At 59.1% G+C, this 17944-nt stretch carries 17 protein-coding genes; 7 read left to right on the top strand and 10 right to left on the bottom strand.

Annotation, left to right across the window (positions count from 1 at the left end):
* The first annotated feature begins 43 nt into the window (after positions 1–43).
* The 5 genes from GOX45_RS05315 to infC all read left to right on the top strand — a co-directional run bounded on the left by GOX45_RS05315 (position 44) and on the right by infC (position 4528).
* Complete coding sequence (locus GOX45_RS05315) at positions 44–1708, top strand: nitrite/sulfite reductase (RefSeq protein WP_171098717.1); 1665 nt, start codon at positions 44–46, stop codon at positions 1706–1708.
* On the top strand, positions 1698–2459 hold the full coding sequence (locus tag GOX45_RS05310; RefSeq protein WP_171098715.1) for a phosphoadenylyl-sulfate reductase: 762 nt from the start codon (positions 1698–1700) through the stop codon (positions 2457–2459). The genes GOX45_RS05315 and GOX45_RS05310 overlap by 11 nt, the downstream gene beginning before the upstream one ends.
* Complete coding sequence (locus GOX45_RS05305) at positions 2456–2863, top strand: DUF934 domain-containing protein (RefSeq protein WP_171098713.1); 408 nt, start codon at positions 2456–2458, stop codon at positions 2861–2863. Before GOX45_RS05310 ends, GOX45_RS05305 begins: the two co-directional genes overlap by 4 nt.
* A gap of 105 nt (positions 2864–2968) precedes the next feature.
* Positions 2969–3820, top strand: coding sequence for a ferredoxin--NADP reductase (locus tag GOX45_RS05300; RefSeq protein ID WP_171098712.1), 852 nt, complete (start codon positions 2969–2971; stop codon positions 3818–3820).
* A gap of 159 nt (positions 3821–3979) precedes the next feature.
* On the top strand, positions 3980–4528 hold the full coding sequence (infC, locus tag GOX45_RS05295) for a translation initiation factor IF-3 (RefSeq protein ID WP_171099263.1): 549 nt from the start codon (positions 3980–3982) through the stop codon (positions 4526–4528).
* A gap of 71 nt (positions 4529–4599) precedes the next feature.
* On the opposite strand, the gene GOX45_RS05290 is transcribed toward infC, so the two are convergent.
* From GOX45_RS05290 to GOX45_RS05265, 6 genes are all read right to left on the bottom strand, one after another.
* A complete protein-coding gene (locus tag GOX45_RS05290) occupies positions 4600–5916 on the bottom strand; it encodes an aspartate aminotransferase family protein (RefSeq protein ID WP_171098710.1) in 1317 nt (438 codons plus the stop codon).
* Positions 5917–6069: 153 nt separating this feature from the next.
* Positions 6070–6861 carry a xanthine dehydrogenase family protein subunit M gene (locus tag GOX45_RS05285; RefSeq protein WP_171098708.1) on the bottom strand — a complete coding sequence of 264 codons (792 nt, stop codon included), beginning with the start codon at positions 6859–6861 and terminating at the stop codon, positions 6070–6072.
* Positions 6862–6963: 102 nt separating this feature from the next.
* A complete protein-coding gene (locus GOX45_RS05280; protein WP_171098706.1) occupies positions 6964–9324 on the bottom strand; it encodes a xanthine dehydrogenase family protein molybdopterin-binding subunit in 2361 nt (786 codons plus the stop codon).
* A gap of 83 nt (positions 9325–9407) precedes the next feature.
* Complete coding sequence (locus tag GOX45_RS05275) at positions 9408–9893, bottom strand: (2Fe-2S)-binding protein (protein WP_171098704.1); 486 nt, start codon at positions 9891–9893, stop codon at positions 9408–9410.
* A gap of 153 nt (positions 9894–10046) precedes the next feature.
* Entirely contained in the window at positions 10047–11048 is a 1002-nt protein-coding gene (locus GOX45_RS05270; protein ID WP_171098703.1) for a molybdopterin-binding protein, read from the bottom strand.
* Positions 11045–12013, bottom strand: a complete 969-nt coding sequence (locus GOX45_RS05265; protein WP_171098701.1) for an XdhC family protein — start codon at positions 12011–12013, stop codon at positions 11045–11047. The genes GOX45_RS05270 and GOX45_RS05265 overlap by 4 nt, the downstream gene beginning before the upstream one ends.
* Before the next feature lie 204 nt (positions 12014–12217).
* On the opposite strand from GOX45_RS05265, the gene GOX45_RS05260 reads away from it, so the two are divergent.
* Positions 12218–12718: a hypothetical protein gene (locus GOX45_RS05260; RefSeq protein ID WP_171098699.1), complete on the top strand. Its 501-nt coding sequence runs from the start codon at positions 12218–12220 to the stop codon at positions 12716–12718.
* On the opposite strand, the gene GOX45_RS05255 is transcribed toward GOX45_RS05260, so the two are convergent.
* The 3 genes from GOX45_RS05255 to GOX45_RS05245 are packed head-to-tail and all read right to left on the bottom strand — an operon-like array spanning position 12715 to position 15425.
* Positions 12715–13974, bottom strand: coding sequence for a VWA domain-containing protein (locus GOX45_RS05255; RefSeq protein WP_171098697.1), 1260 nt, complete (start codon positions 13972–13974; stop codon positions 12715–12717). The genes GOX45_RS05260 and GOX45_RS05255 overlap by 4 nt on opposite strands.
* The gene (locus GOX45_RS05250; RefSeq protein WP_171098696.1) at positions 13967–14512 is read right to left on the bottom strand and encodes an AAA family ATPase; all 546 of its coding nucleotides are present in this window, start codon (positions 14510–14512) and stop codon (positions 13967–13969) included. The genes GOX45_RS05255 and GOX45_RS05250 overlap by 8 nt, the downstream gene beginning before the upstream one ends.
* Positions 14513–14516: 4 nt before the next feature.
* Complete coding sequence (locus GOX45_RS05245; protein WP_171098693.1) at positions 14517–15425, bottom strand: MoxR family ATPase; 909 nt, start codon at positions 15423–15425, stop codon at positions 14517–14519.
* Positions 15426–15588: 163 nt separating this feature from the next.
* Between GOX45_RS05245 and pyrC the strand changes: the two genes are divergently transcribed.
* On the top strand, positions 15589–16626 hold the full coding sequence (gene pyrC, locus GOX45_RS05240; RefSeq protein ID WP_171098691.1) for a dihydroorotase: 1038 nt from the start codon (positions 15589–15591) through the stop codon (positions 16624–16626).
* Here the strand turns inward: pyrC and GOX45_RS05235 are convergent.
* Positions 16623–17918 carry an MmgE/PrpD family protein gene (locus GOX45_RS05235; protein ID WP_171098689.1) on the bottom strand — a complete coding sequence of 432 codons (1296 nt, stop codon included), beginning with the start codon at positions 17916–17918 and terminating at the stop codon, positions 16623–16625. The two genes, pyrC and GOX45_RS05235, sit on opposite strands and share 4 nt — an antisense overlap.
* Positions 17919–17944: the final 26 nt, after the last annotated feature.

The following is a 17944-nucleotide window of genomic DNA, read 5'->3' as shown; positions in this document are numbered from 1 at the left end:
TTAAAGGCCCCGGACCTGGGGCTGCAACGAAGGACAGCTAGACATGTATCGTTACTCTGAGTTCGACACAGCCTTCCTGGAAGAACGTAACAAGCAATTCCGTGCACAGGTCGAGCGTCGTATCGACGGATCGCTCACAGAAGATGAGTTCAAGCCCCTGCGCCTTATGAATGGCCTGTATTTGCAACTTCACGCTTATATGCTGCGGGTTGCCATTCCCTATGGCACGCTCTCCAGTGATCAGATGCGCCAACTGGCCCTGCTGGCCGAAAAGTGGGACAAGGGCTATGGCCATTTCACCACGCGTCAGAACATTCAGTATAACTGGCCCAAGCTGAAAGACGTGCCGGATATGCTGGACGCTCTGGCAGAGGTTGGCGTGCACGCCATTCAGACCAGCGGCAACACCATCCGCAACGTGACCGCCGACCATTTCGCAGGCGCTGCCGCGGATGAGGTCGCCGACCCGCGCCCGTACGCAGAATTGCTGCGCCAGTGGTCGACCGATCACCCGGAATTCCAGTTCATGCCGCGCAAGTTCAAGATCGCCATCACCGGCTCGGAAAACGATCGTGCCGTGATTAAGGCGCATGATATCGGTCTGCAACTGGTTGAGCGCGAAGGTGTTCTGGGCGCGCGTGTCATCGTGGGCGGCGGTTTGGGCCGCACCCCGATGATCGGTAAGGAACTGTCTGAATTTGTCGCCTTTGACGATCTGCTGGCCTATCTGGAAGCCACGGTTTCCGTCTGGAACCAGATCGGTCGGCGCGACAACAAGTACAAAGCGCGTATCAAGATCACCGTGCATGAAAATGGCATCGACACCATCCGAGCCAAGGTTAATGAACGTTTCCTACAGGTACGTCCGCAATTCAAAGGCGCTGACATGAACCTGCTGGAAGAGATCAAGACCCACTTCGCGGCGCCCAATTTCCGCGAGGGCTCGGTTGCGTCCTTTGAAAGCGCCTATACCAACGATCCGGTTTTCCGTTCGTGGGTCGACACAAATATCGCGCCGCATAAGAACGCGGACCACGCGATTGTCACGATCTCGATCAAGAAACACGGTGCAACGCCGGGTGATGCAACTGCCGAGCAGATGCGCGTGATGGCTGATCTGGCTGAAGAGTTCGCCTATGACGAGCTGCGTATCAGCCATGAGCAGAACGTGATCCTGCCGCATGTCCACAAATCGGACCTGCCAGCGATCCATGCGAAGCTCAAGGAACATGAGCTGGCCACCGCCAATATCGGCCTGATCAGCGATATCATCGCGTGCCCCGGCATGGATTACTGCGCACTGGCGACAGCGCGTTCGATCCCTGTGGCACAAGAAATCGCAACACGGTTTGATGACCTCAAGCTTGAGCATGATATTGGCCATCTGAAAATCAAGATCTCGGGCTGCATCAACGCCTGCGGTCACCACCATGTAGGTCATATCGGCATCCTTGGCCTGGATCGCGCAGGGGTCGAAAACTACCAGATCACCCTGGGTGGCGACGGAACCGAAACGGCGGCCATTGGCGACCGTACAGGTCCCGGCTTTGCCTATGATGAAATCGTTCCGGCGGTGGAACGGATCGTCGACACCTATCTGGAACAGCGCGAAAGCGCAGAGGAAGAGTTCCTGCAGACCTATCGCCGGGTTGGCATGGCTCCGTTCAAGGCAGCCCTCTACCCCGAGGCGCAGGCGAATGCCGCTTGACCTGATCCAGACGGAGCTGGGCAAAGACCGCGCCGAACTGACCGAAAAGGTCGAGGCGCTGAATGCCCGGTTCCGCCATCACTCGGCCCATGACGTGATGCATGGCGCGCTTGAGGCGATCGACGAATTGGCCTTGGTCTCCAGTTTCGGCGCAGAGTCGATGGTGTTGCTGCATATGGCGGCGGTGGTCAACAAGATGACCCCGGTGCTGTTCATCGACACTCAGATGCTGTTTGCAGAAACGCTGGAATACCAGCAAGAGGTCAGCGAACGTCTGGGGTTGAAGAACGTCAAAATCATCCGCGCGGATGAAGAGGACGTTCAACGTGACGATCCGTACGGCGCGCTGCGCCTGCGTGACATGGATGCGTGTTGCAACCTGCGCAAAACCTTCCCGCTGCAACGGGCACTGTCCGGTTTTGATGGCTGGATCACCGGACGCAAACGGTTTCAGGCGGGCTCCCGCGCCGCGCTTGAATTCTTTGAGGTCGAAGACGGTACAGGCCGGATCAAGGTGAACCCGCTGGCCCATTGGGCGCCCGAAGATGTGCGCGCCTATATGGAAGAAAACAACCTGCCCCGGCACCCGCTGGTGGCCAAAGGATACCCTTCGATCGGCTGTGCCCCCTGCACCTCACCGGTCAAAGCGGGCGAAGACCCCCGCGCCGGACGCTGGCGCGATCAGAACAAGGAAGAATGCGGCATTCATTTTGTCGATGGCAAGATGGTGCGCGCCGGAGAGAAAACATGAACGTAATCGTAACCGATGAGGGGTTCAGCCCCGATGACTGGACCGACGGCTATGTCACACTGGATGATGCCGCGAATGATGTTGTGGCCCTGGATGTGGCCTCGGACACCGACCCTGATGAGCTGGTTGAACGTCTGGGCTGCGCCAAAATGGTGCGGGTCGACTTTCCGTCGTCGGCGGATGGGCGCGGTTTTACCATCGCGCGCGTCTTGCGCCTGAAAGGCTATACGGGGCGCTTACGCGCCAAAGGTCATGTGCTGGCTGACCAGTACGCCATGGCCCGCCGCAGCGGGTTTGACGAGGTTGAAATCGACAACGCTTTGGCCACACGTCAGCCCGAAGATCAGTGGCTGGCCCGCGCCAATTGGAAAGACAACAACTACCAGGCACGCCTGCGCGGATAATCCGACATCGCCTGCTTGTGAAGAAACGGGGGCAATCTGTCCCCTTTTCTTGCCTTCTAACAGTGTTTAAACGGAGATGCCGGTCGCCCGACCAGCTGTGAAACGATGACAGAGATGAAACCCGTGACCGAAGCCACCGCCGTCAAGGCCCCCGTCCTTCCCGACGCCCAAACTGTAACCGATGTCAAACATTGGACGGACAAGCTGTTCTCGTTCAAGGTCACGCGTCCCGCCTCATTGCGGTTCCGCTCGGGCGAGTTTGTGATGATCGGCCTGATGGGCGACCCTGACCCCAAGACCGGCCGCCAGAAACCTCTGCTGCGCGCCTATTCGATCGCGTCGCCGTCCTGGGACGAAGAGCTTGAGTTCTATTCGATCAAGGTGCAGGACGGCCCGCTGACCTCCAAGCTTCAACATATCCAGCCCGGTGATCAGATCATCCTGCGCCCCAAGCCGGTTGGCACACTGGTGCATGACGCATTGCTGCCCGGCAAGCGAATCTGGTTCTTTGCCACCGGCACAGGCTTTGCCCCCTTTGCATCGCTGCTGCGCGAGCCGCAGACCTATGAAGACTATGACGAGGTCATCATCACCCATACCTGCCGCGACGTGGCCGAGTTGAATTATGGTCGCGAGCTGATTGAAAGCATCAAACAAGATGAGCTGTTGGCCGAGCTGATGGGCGAAGGTTTTGCGGACAAGATCCGTTATTACCCGACCACAACACGCGAAGACAGCCCCAAGATGGGCCGCATCACCACCCTGCTGCAAGACGGAACGGTCTTTGCCGATCTGGGCATCGAAGGCGGTATCAAACCTGAAACCGACCGTGCAATGGTTTGCGGCAGCCTGGCGTTCAACCATGACATCAAGGCCATCCTGGAAGAGTTCGGCCTGCGCGAAGGAGCAAATTCCGACCCCAAGGAATTTGTCATCGAAAAGGCCTTTGTCGGCTGATCACGATCTTCAACCGGGCGCGCCACCGCCCGGTTGGCCCAAAACATCTGAAAAATCCGGTGATTTTCGTTCCGCGCCTTCGTTATGCCGCTTGAAACGCAGCGTTGGGCGGTCTAAATTCCGGGCTCGAAATTCTGCAATTATCAAAGGAATGAACCCATAGCCCGCAGACCTCACAACGCGCCGCCTCAGAGAGAGACCGGCCCGCGTGTCAATGAAAGCATCCGTGCCCCCGAAATTCGCCTGATTGGCGCCGAAGGTGAAAATGTCGGGGTGGTTCATCCTGCCAAAGCCATGCAACTTGCCGCAGATGCGGGCCTTGATCTGGTCGAGATCTCGCCCAACGCCAAGCCGCCCGTCTGCAAGATCATGGATTTCGGCAAGTTCAAATACGAACAGCAAAAACGCGAAAGCGAAGCCCGCAAGAAACAAAAAGTCATCGAGGTCAAAGAGGTCAAGTTCCGGCCCAACACCGACACTCATGACTATGACGTCAAGATGAAGAACGTCTTCAAGTTTCTGGAAAAGGGCGACAAGGTCAAAGTCACTCTCCGCTTCCGCGGTCGCGAAATGGCCCACCAAAATCTGGGGCGCGAGCTTCTGGAACGCGTAGCCGAAGATATCAAAGAAATCGGCAAGGTCGAGAATATGCCCAAGATGGAAGGTCGTCAGATGATCATGATGATCGGCCCACTTCCGCAGAAATAAGACCCCTGAAATCTGCAGACGACAAGCCCCTTCGCACACGAAGGGGCTTTTGTTTTGCGCGAGGCAAAGACCTACAGAACCTGATCCAAAGCCCGCCCCAGCTTGTCGACCAACTCATCAAGCTGCGCGTCTTCAATGATAAAGGGTGGCGCCAACAGTATATGGTCTCCACTGCGCCCATCGCGCGTGCCCGACATCGGGTAACAGATTAAGCCCTCGGCCATCGCGGCTTTCTTGATCTTTCCCGCAATGCCGCGCGACGGATCAAATGGTTCTTTGCTGGTCCGATCCTCGACCAGTTCCACCCCGATAAACAGACCCCGCCCGCGAATATCGCCGACATGCGCGTGCTGACCAAAGGCTGCATTCAATTTGGATTTCAGCTTTTCTCCCATGACACCTGCACGCGCCGGCAGGTCATGCTCCGTCAGCTCTTGCACAACAGCCAACGCCGCAGCAGTCGCCACCGGGTGACCAACATAGGTGTGCCCGTGCTGGAAAAAGCCCGAGCCCTGACGGATCGCATCATAGATCTTTGAACTGCACAGCATGGCACCGATTGGCTGATAACCCGCGCCCAATCCCTTTGCGATACACAGAATATCGGGCTCGACATTATCATGCGCGCAGGCAAAGAGATGCCCCGTGCGCCCCATTCCGCACATCACTTCATCCAGAATTAAAAGTACCCCGTAAGTATCACATATTTCGCGAATTCTCTGGAAATACCCTTCGACCGCCGGCACCGCGCCCAGTGTCGCGCCAACTACAGGTTCAGCCATAAACGCCATCACCGTGTCAGGCCCGAGCCGCTGGATTTCGGCCTCCAAAGCGTTGGCGACCCGTTGCCCATAGTCATAACTGCTCTCACCATCTGGCTTTTCGGCATATTCGTAACAGGCAGGAATATGCGTCATGTCGATCAGCATCGGTGCGAATTGCGCGCGGCGCCATTCATTCCCACCCGCCGACAACGCCCCAAGCGTGTTGCCGTGATAGCTCTGCCGCCGAGCGATCACGTGGCGTCGTTCAGGCTGGCCGATTTCCAGAAAATACTGCCGCGCGAGCTTGATCGCAGCCTCGGTCGCCTCGGACCCGCCAGAAACAAAATAGACCCGATCCAGATCACCGGGCGCATGGTCGATCAAAAGATCGGCCAAGTCTTCGGCAGGTTCAGACGTCATGAACCCGGTATGGGCAAAGGCAATTTTTGCCACCTGATCCTGCACCGCCTGAATAACCGCCGCGTTCGAGTGGCCCAGACAGGACACAGCCGCATCACCACAATCCAGATATCGACGCCCCTGAGCGTCCAACAGGTAACACCCGTCCCCGCCAACAGCCGTTGGCAATTCGCTTTTGGTATGACGTGGAAATACATGGCTCATGGCATTGTCCTTTGCAGCCGTTCAAACGCCAGCGCGGCACGCTGGTTTCAAGGTGAAACCTACTCCTTTTTCATCGGCGCACAATGTCGTCTCAACCAAAAGAAAAAGCCCCAAGGTCTCCCTCGGGGCTTTTCAATCGCTTGAAAGCGAGCTTTACAGACAGGCCGATACTGCGCGTTTGGTCATCACACTGACCAGATGCGCGCGGTATTCCTTGCTGCCATGCAGATCGCCGATCATGTTCATCGGGTTGATCTTCAGATCCATCAGCGCGTCCGCGCGGAACTCCTTGCTCAGCGCCGCCTCGGCCTCGGACCACCTGAACACACCGTCCTCGCTGGCACCCGTCACCGCCACGCGCACACCGTCGGCAAAGCGCGCCACATAAACTCCAACGAGGGCAAAGCGAGACGCGGGCTGCAGGAACTTCTCGTAACATGCCGCCTGTGGCACCGGGAACCGGACCTGCGTTATGATCTCTCCTTCCTCAAGCGCTGTGCTGAACATGCCCTCAAAGAAATCATCGGCTGCGATCTCACGCGTATTGGTCACGATGGTCGCGCCCGAACCCAATACACCCGCTGGATAACAAGCCGCCGGATCATTGTTGGCCACCGACCCGCCGATTGTACCACGATTGCGCACAGCCGGATCGCCAATCTGCCCGGCCAACGCCGCAAGCGCAGGATATGAGCTCGCCGCCTCTCGGGCCACCACAGCATGAGGGGTTGCCCCGCCGATGGCCACAGATCCGTCATCCTCGACACAGACACCGATCATCTCGGCAATGCCGCTGAGCGACACCAGTGCCGATGGGGACGCAAGTCGCTGTTTCAGCGTCGGGATCAGCGTTTGACCACCCCCCAGGGCTTGCGCATCTTCCGCCGCCAAAGCCGCCACAGCATCCGCTATGGTCGACGGCTTCTCAAACTCGAAATTATACATCTCGTCTTCCTTTCCAAAATCAGGACAAGGCGCGCCCCGTCCTTCTTCTGTTCAAAAATACCTCGGGGGTCTGGGGGCAGAGCCCCCAGCTTCCCTGACCTCTCAGCTGTTCATCGCCGTCCAAACGCGCGATGGGCTTACCGGCATGTCGATATGATCGATGGCCTTTCCACCCGAATTCAGCGCATCCAGAACCGCATTGACCACAGCGGGCGGCGAACCAATCGCGCCAGCTTCACCACAGCCTTTCACACCCAGAGGGTTGTGCGTACACGGCGTCTGGCTGGAATGATCCACACCATAGAACGGTACGTCATCTGCACGCGGCATGGCATAGTCCATGAAGGACGCGCTCAGCAGTTGGCCGTTCTCGTCATAGGCACAGTTCTCAAGCAACGCCTGCCCGATCCCCTGGCCAATTCCGCCATGCACCTGGCCGTCCACAATCATCGGGTTGATGATATTGCCAAAGTCATCCGCAGCCGTGAACGCCTCGATGCTGACTTTCCCGGTTTCGGGATCAACTTCAACCTCGCAGGCATAAGCCCCAGCGGGATAGGTAAAGTTGGCAGGATCATAGAAGGCGGTCTCTTCCAGCCCCGGCTCAACCTCTAGCGGGAAGTTATGCGGCACGTAAGCTGTCAGGGTCACATCGCCCCAGGCCACCGACTTGTCGGTGCCTGCGACGCTGAATTGACCATCCTTCAACTCGATATCCGCCTCGGACGCTTCCAGCAGGTGGGCTGCGATCTTCTTGGCCTTGTCGATCACTTTCTCGGTCGCGCGCACCATCGCAGAGCCGCAGACCGCAAGGCTGCGTGAGCCATAGGTGCCCATGCCAAACGGGATCTTCGAGGTGTCACCATGCACGATCTCGACCATCGACTCGTCAATGCCGATCATGTCCGCCACAACCTGCGGGAAGGCGGTCTCATGCCCCTGCCCGTGGCTATGTGCCCCCACCATCACACTGATCGAGCCGGTGGCATTCACGCGCACGGTCGCAGCATCATAAAGACCCGCGCGTGCACCCAGCATACCCACGATATTCGACGGGGCGATGCCGCAAGCCTCGATATAGCAGTTGATGCCCAGACCGCGCAGCTTGCCCTTGGCTTCGCTCTCAGCCCGACGCGCGGCAAAGCCCGCGATGTCAGCAGCGGCCTCAAGCTTGTCCATCGTTCCGTGATAGTCACCGGTGTCATAGGTCAGCGCCACAGGCGTGTCATAGGGGAACTGAGTGACAAAGTTCTGGCGGCGCAAGGCAATCGGGTCGACCCCCAACTCACGCGCGGCTTTGTCGATCACGCGTTCCAGCTGATAGGTCGCCTCAGGGCGGCCTGCCCCACGATAGGCATCGACCGGAACGGTGTTGGTAAACATGGCCTTCACATTCACCTGAATGACCGGCGTCTTGTAATTGCCCGCCATCAGCGTGCCATGCAGCCAGGTCGGAACCGAGCTGGAGAAGGTCGACAAATACGCACCCAGATTGGCGTAAGTATTTGTCCGCAGAGCGATAAAGTTGTTATCCGCGTCCAGCGCCAGTTCGATCGTGCTGACATGGTCGCGGCCCTGCGCATCTGACATGAACGCCTCGGACCGGCTCGATGTCCATTTGACCGGACGGTTACAGGCCTTGGCCGCGAAGGTGCAGAACGCCTCTTCTGCATAGTGGAAGATCTTGGTGCCAAACCCACCGCCCACATCCGGGGCCACAACGCGCACCTTGTGCTCGGGCAGGCCCAGCACGAAGGCACACATCAGCAGCCGGATCACATGCGGGTTCTGTGATGTGGTATAGAGCGTGTATTCGTCGGTGCCGCGGCTGTATTCGGCCAGCGCCACACGCGGCTCCATCGGGTTGGCCACAAGACGGTTATTGACCAGATCCAGAGTGGTCACATGGGCCGCATTGGCAAAGATCCCGTTGATCTTGTCATTGTCTTCTTCGCCCAGATGCCAGTCGTAGCAGATGTTGTTTTTCAGGTCGTCATGCACCAGCGTCGCGCCCTCTTGCGCGGCGGCTTTCATGTCCAACACGGCTGGCAATTCGTCGAGATCGACCTCAATCGCTTCGGCCGCGTCACGCGCCTGTTCCAGACTGTCGGCCACGACAGCGGCAATCGGGTCGCCCACATGGCGAACCTTGCCTTGCGCCAGAATGGGGTGCGGCGGCTCCTGCATGGGCGCGCCATGCCGGTCGGTGACTTCCCAACCGCAGGGCATACCGCCCACGCCTTCGAAATCCTTGCCGGTGAACACTTTGACCACGCCCGGCATCGCCTCAGCGGCTGACGTGTCGATACTGTTGATCCGTCCATGCGCGATGTCCGAGCGCAGGAAATACACATGGGCCTGGCCATGCGCGTTGATGTCGTCGGTGTAATTGCCTGCTCCGGTCAGAAAGCGTACGTCCTCGCGCCGCTTGGAACTGGCTCCGATGCCACTGTCTTTGGGCATTGCTTGTTCTCCTCCGATAAACGGATGCGTCCGGCGCATCCTTTACGTCTCTCACGGGCGGCTCAATCTCGCCCGCAGCGGTATCATTCCGCAGCGATACTGCTAACGTCCTGGCCCGATGCGGCCATGATCGCCTTGACGATGTTATGATAGCCGGTACAGCGGCACAGATTGCCTTCCAGATACTTGCGAATCTCAGCCTCGGACGGGCGCGGGTTGTCTTTCAGCAACGCCGCAGCGCTCATCACCATGCCCGGAGTGCAGAATCCACATTGCAGCCCGTGATGATCCTGAAACGCCTGCTGGATGACATTCAGCGTACCGTCCTCGGCAGCCTGCCCTTCGATTGTGCCCACATCGGCACCATCCGCCTCAAGCGCCAGCATATTGCATGATTTCACGGCTTCGCCGTTCACATGCACCACACAAGCGCCGCATTGCGCCGTGTCGCAGCCGACATGTGTTCCGGTCAAAGACAGGTGATCGCGTAGAAAACTGGACAGCAATGTCCGGCCTTCGACGTCACCGCTCACGGACTTACCGTTCACGGTCATTGAGACCTGTGTCATGAGATCCTCCCAATTTGGTGTTTTCGTTGGGCCCGAGTTAAACACGGGAAAATTTGTTTGAGAACAAAAATATTTGCTTGATTTTTCAGCCAATTCACCCAGCAAGCCTTCGCAGGCATCGCCCTTACGCAAAAGCGTAAAACTGACGTGGCGTCATTTGCGGCGCTGCGCTCGGGGTTGTGGGCGTGTCGGGATCTCTTTCAGCAGCCCGCCGACGCCCATGCCGGCAATATCTGCTGCCGTGGTTTCAATCCCGCAAGCTACCCGAGACAGCACCCAATCGGCCCCGTTCAGCGCCGGAGACCGCGCGCAGCCCGGTAGGCCGATCACCGGCCGCGTTCCCAAACTGCCCAGAAACAAGAGGTTACCGGGGTCCACGGGCATCCCGAACCGGTCCACATGCCCACCAGCCACGCGCACAGCATCGGGCGCGACATCCTGCGGGTCCGACGTGGCAGAGCCTGTCAGGATCAGCGCAACATCGCCCTGCAGGCCTTTCAACGCCGCGCTCAGTGCGTCAACGCGATGGGGCACGACTTGCACATCCGCCAGATCCATCCCCAATGCTTCAACCCGACCGCGAATGGCTGTGATCCCTTTTTCATTGGCGGGCCCTCCCGGTATGTCGGTCACCACCAAACCAGCACTGTGATGGATGGGTTGTGCAAGGCGAATAGCGTCCTGCGCAAAGCGGGCTGCTTGCATCACATCGCCACCAGGCACCGCATAAGAGATTACCTTGATCGTGGCGACCATGCCGCCTTCACCCATCTGCTGGTATTGGGGCACGGTGGCGACGGTGATCATCGGGTTGACCTGATTAACCGCGCTTATCGCCTCGAGATCCAGAACCGCCACCCCCGGGCCATCGGCCAGCAGATTGACGCGCCCTGTAAACGGCTCGGTCACACGCAAATTGGCGGATTTCGGATCGGGTGTCAGAGCGGCTGCAAGCTGCCGCGCGGCCTCGTCTTCGTGACAATCGCCGGGCTCCAGTCGGGCCACGGTGACCTCGGCAATGCCTGCGGCAGACAGTGCCTCAAGATGCGCTTGATCCAGCGCGATACCCTTGCGCAGCCTTCGACCGCCTGCCTGCACGGAATGCGCCAGAATCGCCCCTTGTGCCTCGGTAACCGGGACCTGGCCGAACTTCACGCTTTGCCTCGCAGCACAGCGGTCATCTGAGCCAGAATCGCAACTGCAATTTCGGCAGGGCTGGCCGCGCCGATATCCAGCCCAACAGGGCCATGAATGCGTGCGATCTGCTCTTGTGTGAACCCGGCCTGCGTCAACCGATCTACCCGTTTGGCATGGGTCCGGGTCGACCCCAATGCACCGATATAGAAAACGCCCGCCGACAAAGCGGCCTCGAGCGCGGGATCATCCAGTTTGGGATCATGGGTCAGCAATACAATGGCTGTGCGACTGTCCAGCCCCAGCTTCATCACCGCCTCATCAGGCCAGTCCGTCAGGATCGTCTCACCCGGGAATCGTTCGTCCGAGGCAAAAGCTTCACGCGGGTCAACGATTGCCGGATCGTACCCCGCTATCCGCGCCATCGGCACAAGGGCCTGCGCAATATGCACCGCGCCCACCACGATCAGGCGCAGCGGCGGGTTGTGCACCGCCACAAAGGTCTGTCCGTCTTCGTCAAAGCCCGACCGATCCATCCGAACGCGGTCGGCATGCGCATTGCGGCGCAGCGCGCGGTGTCCGGTTTCGACATTCACCTCATAGACCAGCGGCTCGCGCCTTGCCCGGGCCTGCACCAATTCGGCCAGCATCGCCTCGGGCAGAACCTTGCCCACAGGTTCGACCAGCACGCGGATCGTCCCGCCACAGGCCAGCCCGACGGCAAAGGCATCCTCATCGCTGACTCCGAATTCCAGCAGACGGGCATTGCCTTCTTCGATCGCTTCCAAGGCTTCGACGATCACAGCGCCTTCGACACACCCGCCCGAGACCGAGCCTTCGATGCGACCATCGCCGCCAATCACCAATTGAGAGCCGACGCGCCGCGGGGCGCTGCCCCATGTTTCGACAACGGTGGCCAGAGCAGCCCCGGTCCCGTCGCGATACCACTTCAGCGCTGTTTCGGGACTGCTGTCGAATCTGTCCATCTTGGCCTCCGCTCCCTATCCGCTCCAACATAAGCAGCTTTCGCAAATTGAAAAGCTGACTGGGCGCTCATCCAAGCAACAAACAGCCCCCAAAGGTGCAAATATTCAGAATCGATTGATTGTATGTGTCGGGCGTTCTAGCGTGCTCATACGTTCAGGTGGGCATTGGACAAGCCCCCAGCGATTTCAACACAGGAGACAAAAATGAAACGCATTTTTACTGTCGGCGCTGCACTGGGTCTATTGATGTCGACAGCAAGCTATGCCGACAGCTTTCTGCGCTATGGCGAGGTCGAAGGTTGGAAGGTCTTTATCGATGAAGACAAGAAATCCTGTCTGATCGAGGCGGTGGACGATTCGGAAAACGTGGTTCAGATGGGTCTTACCGAAGATCGCGGTGTTGGATATGTGGGTGTCTTTACCAAGGCGGAAACCGATATCAAGCGCGACGAAAAGGAGGCGGTGGCGATTCTGATCGGTGACAACATCTATGTTGGCGAGGCGACCGGAATGCGCGGCAACATCACCAAAGGCTATTCCGGCGGGTATGTGCTGTCGGATGATCCGCAATTTGCCGAAGATCTGGCCAAGCAAAAGGTGATGGTGGTGTTTCCCGAAAAAGAATTTGCCTTCACCGTTGACCTGACCGGCACCTACAAAGCCATGGAAATGGCGCGCAAATGCAACGCGGAACAGCTGTCTTAGGCAGACAGCGCCGCCATCAATCGGGCTTTCTGCCCCTCGTCGTCGGGTTCAGAGATCACGGCGGCCAGATCTTGCAGCGATGCAATCGAGTGTCCGGCGCGGAAACTGTCCACATGAGGCAGCATCGCGGCCACCCCCTGCGCCTTGGGGGCGAACCCGTCCCACCGCAAAAGCGGGTTCAGCCAGATCAGGCGTTTTGAGGACAGGTGCAGGCGCTCGATCTCTTTCTCCAGCCCTTCGGGGTCACCACGCTCCAACCCGTCGGTGATCAGCAGCACCACGGCCCCCTGCCCCATGACCCGCCGCGACCAGTCGCGATTGAACTGATGCAGGCAATCGCCGATCCGCGTCCCGCCCTCCCAATCTTGCGCTTCGGCCCCGGCAGCGGCCAGCGCCGTATCCACATCGCGCTGATGCAGATGACGGGTGATATTGGTTAGTCGGGTGCCAAAGGTAAAGGCATGAACCTTGGCCCAGCCCGCACCTTTTGCATTCGAGACCGTATGCAGAAAATGCAGGATAATCCGGCTGTACTGGCTCATCGAGCCAGAGATATCACAAAGCGCCACCAGATTGGGCCAGCGGGGTTTGGGATGCTGTCGGGCAATGTCGCGCAGCTCTCCGCCCTGGCGAATGGCTGCGCGCAGGGTCCGGGCACGGTCGATGCGGTAGCCCAGATGACTGGCCTGCCCGCGCCGCGACATGATCGGTTTGACCGGCAAGGACATTTGCGCCAGAACCCGTTTGGCCTGCGCGATCTCGGCGGTGCTCATCTGTTCAAAGTCGAGATTGCGCAACCGCTCCTCGGATGAGGCGGTTTGGGTGGCGTCAATCTCAATCTCGGTCTCGCCCTCGTCCTGAGCAACCGGTTCAGGTGCGTCCTGTTCAACGCCGTCCAACAAAGCCTCAGCCGCGCGCTTTTCCCCGGCATCGGCCTTGCGTTCTTCCTGCACGCCCCGGATGGCCGGCAGCATCATGGCCATCATATGCTCCATATACCGCGGATCGCGCCAATACATGCGGAAGACCTGCGCAAAGACAGTGCGATGTTCGGGACGATTTACGAAACAGGCGTGCAGCGTCCAATAGAAATCCTGTTTTTCGGTGAAGCCAGCCGTTTGCACCGCCCGGATCGCATCAATCACACGCCCCGGCCCGATGGGCAGCCCCGCCTTGCGCAGCGCACGAGCAAAATGCGTGATATTCTGCGCCAGCTTGGGGTTTTCCGGGATATCGGGGGGGAGCAGCTCAGCCATCTACTTTTCCGAGATGGGTAAGGATTTCATTCGCAGCTGCTTGAGCCGCCATTTTCGAAACGTCCAAGACCACTGCTTCGTCAGGAACAAACAGCGTATCCGTCTGTCGGATAGATGCCAGAACGTTGGCATCCATCAATTTGGCACCACCCTTTCGGGATGGGTCCCGCAATCTTCGCTGATTTTCCTCTACGGAGCTGTCCAATACAAAAAGATACAAAGGCGCGTTGCGATCATTAGCAAGGTCCAGTGTTAGTTGGAACAATGGCAAAGCGGCCGGTTCATCCGCCAACGCGTCGGTAAGAACGATGGGCACGTCCTTGGGCAAACGGCGAGCGTGATCGAAAATGAGGTGTCGAACCTCTTCGCGCATGGCGGCGCTCTCGGGTGTATTGCGGGCATAGATCGCGCGCGCAGCATCCAGCATCAGGTGGTTATGGATCAGTCGGCCACCCAAAGCCTCAGCCAGTATCCGTCCGATTGTCATTTTGCCCACACCGGGCCAACCGCCAATATGGATAACGGGCGCGACACTCATCGGATCAAGCTGGTTCCAGACTTGCCTTGGCCTCGTCCAATATCCGTTTGGCTTCGGACCCTTGCAGTTTCTGGATGTCATCCTGGTATTTCAGGATCGCGCCCAGCGTGTCGCCGATCACCTCGGGGCTGAGGTTCATGACATCGAGGGCGAGCAGGCATTTGGCCCAGTCGATGGTTTCGGCCACACCCGGTTTCTTGAACAGGTCTTCGGTGCGCAAACGCTGGACAAAGGCCACAACCTCTCGGCTGAGGCTTTCAGCGGCTTCGGGCGCGCGGGCGTGCAGGATTGCGATTTCGCGTTCGAAATCGGGGTAGTCGACCCAGTGGTAAAGGCAACGACGTTTCAGCGCGTCATGGACTTCGCGGGTGCGGTTCGAGGTGACGATCACAATCGGAGGTTCTGGCGCCTTGACGGTGCCAAGCTCGGGGATCGTCACCTGAAAATCACTGAGCGCTTCGAGCAGGAAGGCCTCGAACGGCTCGTCAGTGCGGTCAAGCTCATCGATCAGTAAAACCGGCGCGCCGTTTTCATCCGGGCGCATGGCTTGCAGCAAGGGACGTTCGATCAGGTAGTCATCTGAGAACAGCTCGTCCTGCAGAGCAGCCCGGTCGGCCCCGCCCGAGGCTTCGGCTGTGCGAATGGCCACCATCTGTGCCGGGAAGTTCCATTCATAGACCGCCGAGGACGCATCCAGACCTTCGTAACATTGCAAGCGGATCAGTCGGCGGTTCAGACCGGCGGCCAGAGCCTTGGCGATCTCGGTCTTGCCGACACCAGCCTCACCTTCCAGAAACAGCGGGCGGCCCAGTTTGAGCGACAAGAACACAACCGTCGCCAGGGCGCGGCCACAGACATAGCCTTGCGTTGTCAGCATCTGCTGGACCGCATCGATGGAATTTGGCTGCGTCATGGATCCTCCTGCCCTGTCATCGGCTAAAAGGTCATGCCGCTGCACGGGCGTCAAGACCTTGGCCTGCGTCAGAGCTACGCTGGCCGCGTGGCGAGGCAAGTTTTTTGTCGGGTCAGGTCTGCGGTTGGTTGGTCTTTTGCCGCAGCTGTGCTAGCGCAGGCCCATGACCGATAGCCTGACACTCCGCCGTCCCGACGACTGGCATTTGCACCTGCGCGACGGCGCGATGTTGCAAGCCGTTCTACCTGAAACCGCGCGCCATTTTGCCCGTGCGATCATCATGCCCAACCTTGTTCCGCCAGTGGTGCGAGGCGATCAGGCCGCCGCCTATCGTGACCGTATTCTGGCCGCCCTGCCCGAAGACATGACGTTCGAGCCGTTAATGACGCTTTATCTGACCGAGGACACCGATCCCGAAAATGTGGCTGCGGCCCATGCCAGCGGGTTGGTCAAAGCGGTCAAGCTGTACCCGGCGGGAGCGACGACAAACTCGGCCTCGGGCGTGCGCGATTTCGACAAGGTGCGCCCGGTGCTTGAGAAAATGGCCGAGATCGGTCTGCCCATGTGTGTTCATGGGGAGGTCACAGACGCAGAAATCGACATCTTTGACCGTGAAGCGGTGTTCATTGACCGCGTACTGGACCCGATCCGCAGATCCACCCCGGGCCTGCGTGTGGTGATGGAGCATATTACAACCTCGAACGGGGTGGAGTATGTCAAAGCCAACGCGACCGATCTAGGGGCGACGATTACGGCGCATCACCTGATCATCAACCGCAACCATATCCTGGTTGGCGGGATCAAGCCGCATTATTATTGCCTGCCTGTTGCCAAGCGCGAGGAGCACCGCTTGGCCCTGGTCGCGGCGGCGACCTCGGGCGATGCGCGGTTCTTTCTGGGCACTGACAGCGCGCCTCATACCGATGACAACAAGGAAATGGCCTGCGGCTGCGCGGGTTGTTTCACTGCGACCAATACCATGTCGCTGGTGGCCGAGATGTTTGACCGGGCGGATGCGCTGGACAAGCTGGAAGGGTTTGTGTCGCTCAACGGGCCTGAGTTTTACAGATTGCCGGTCAATGAAGACACCATCACCCTGTCCAAAGGTGCGCCGGTCGAATATCCGGCCAAGATCGAGTCTGGAGACGGGCCTGTCACCGTGTTTGACCCGGGCTTTCCCCTGCATTGGCGCGTGGTCTAGCCGTTCAGATGCGCCGCCAAATCCGCTGCGCGCCCTCCGGTGCGCAGCATTGACCAGATCTCGTCAACCTCGTCTCGCCCGATCAGCTTTACCGCTTTGGCCCTGACCCGATCTTCCCGGTCGGCCAGCGCCAGGGGCGTTTGCAAGTCATGTTCGGCCTCCAGCCGCGCACCATCGCGGCGCAACAATGCAAGCTTCGCCTGAGTTTCTGACAGGCTGTTATCAGCTTCAACCGTGATCCGGTCAGCCAAGGACTTCAGCCGCGGGTTCTGACAGATTTGATCCGTAAAGCTTTCAGGCAGCGCCGTATCATAGCCCAAAGCCTGCATCGCGATTACAGTACGGTAGGAAAACTTCGCCCCCAGCCCCGTGGTCGGGTTCACCTGATTGCAGACAGTCATCCAGCGCGGATGGGTCTTGACCTTGATCTCGGCCACCTCTGGCTCAGCGATATCCAGCTCCCGCGCAGCCTCAAGCGCTGCGTGCAGACCGTGGCAACAGGCATGGAACTTGTGGCTGACCAACTCGAACAGCCAGTCGTGGCCCAAGCCCTGCAAGGCACTGTCGGTGTCATTCTCACCCAGATGGGTCGCCCCGAACCCAAATGTGCCCTCAAGCGCCTGATCATTCGATTGAAACCCGGCGGTGATCAACTGCGCGGCCTCAAGCCCGTTGGCAGCGGCGACGCCTGCGTTATAGGGTTTGCCCATCGTGCCGAACTGGGATTTCTGGCCCGCCGCACGTGTCGCTGTCAGACCCAGAACCTGTCGCATCTGCGCGGGATTCAACCCCAGCAACCGCCCGCAGGCGACTGCGGCCCCAAATGCACCGGATGTCGCGGTCTGATGGAAACCCGCCTGATAATGCGCCCGCCCCAACCAAAGACCAACACGAATGGAAAGCTCCATTCCGATCAGCGCAGCTTCGAGCAGATCGACGATCGGTTTGTCCTTTGCTTCGGCCAGAGCCAGCGCTGCGGGCAAAATAGCAACCGAGGGGTGACCGATATGAGCAAAATGGGTGTCGTCGTAGTCTAACGCGTGCGAGATGGTGCCATTCACCAACGCAGTCGCACGCAGCGGTGCGGTGCCGCCACCAAACAAATGCGCCTGCCCTGCGCCCGCTTCGGCCAGAACCATATCCCGAACGATCTTTGACACCGGCTCGTCCTTACCGGCGCACCCGACCGCGATCCAGTCGAGCATCGACAACGAGGTCACGATCCGCGTTTGCAAGGTCGTCGAAAGCGGGGCGCAGGCAAAGTCGGCAAGTGCGTTTGTCAGTTTGGCCATGACCTGCACTCTAGCGTGCGCTGGCC

Origin of the sequence: Ruegeria sp. HKCCD7255, from assembly GCF_013031565.1 — a bacterium.
Lineage (GTDB): Bacteria > Pseudomonadota > Alphaproteobacteria > Rhodobacterales > Rhodobacteraceae > Ruegeria.
The sequence above is the reverse complement of the archived record's forward strand: the minus strand, read 5'-3'. Positions and strand labels throughout refer to the sequence as shown.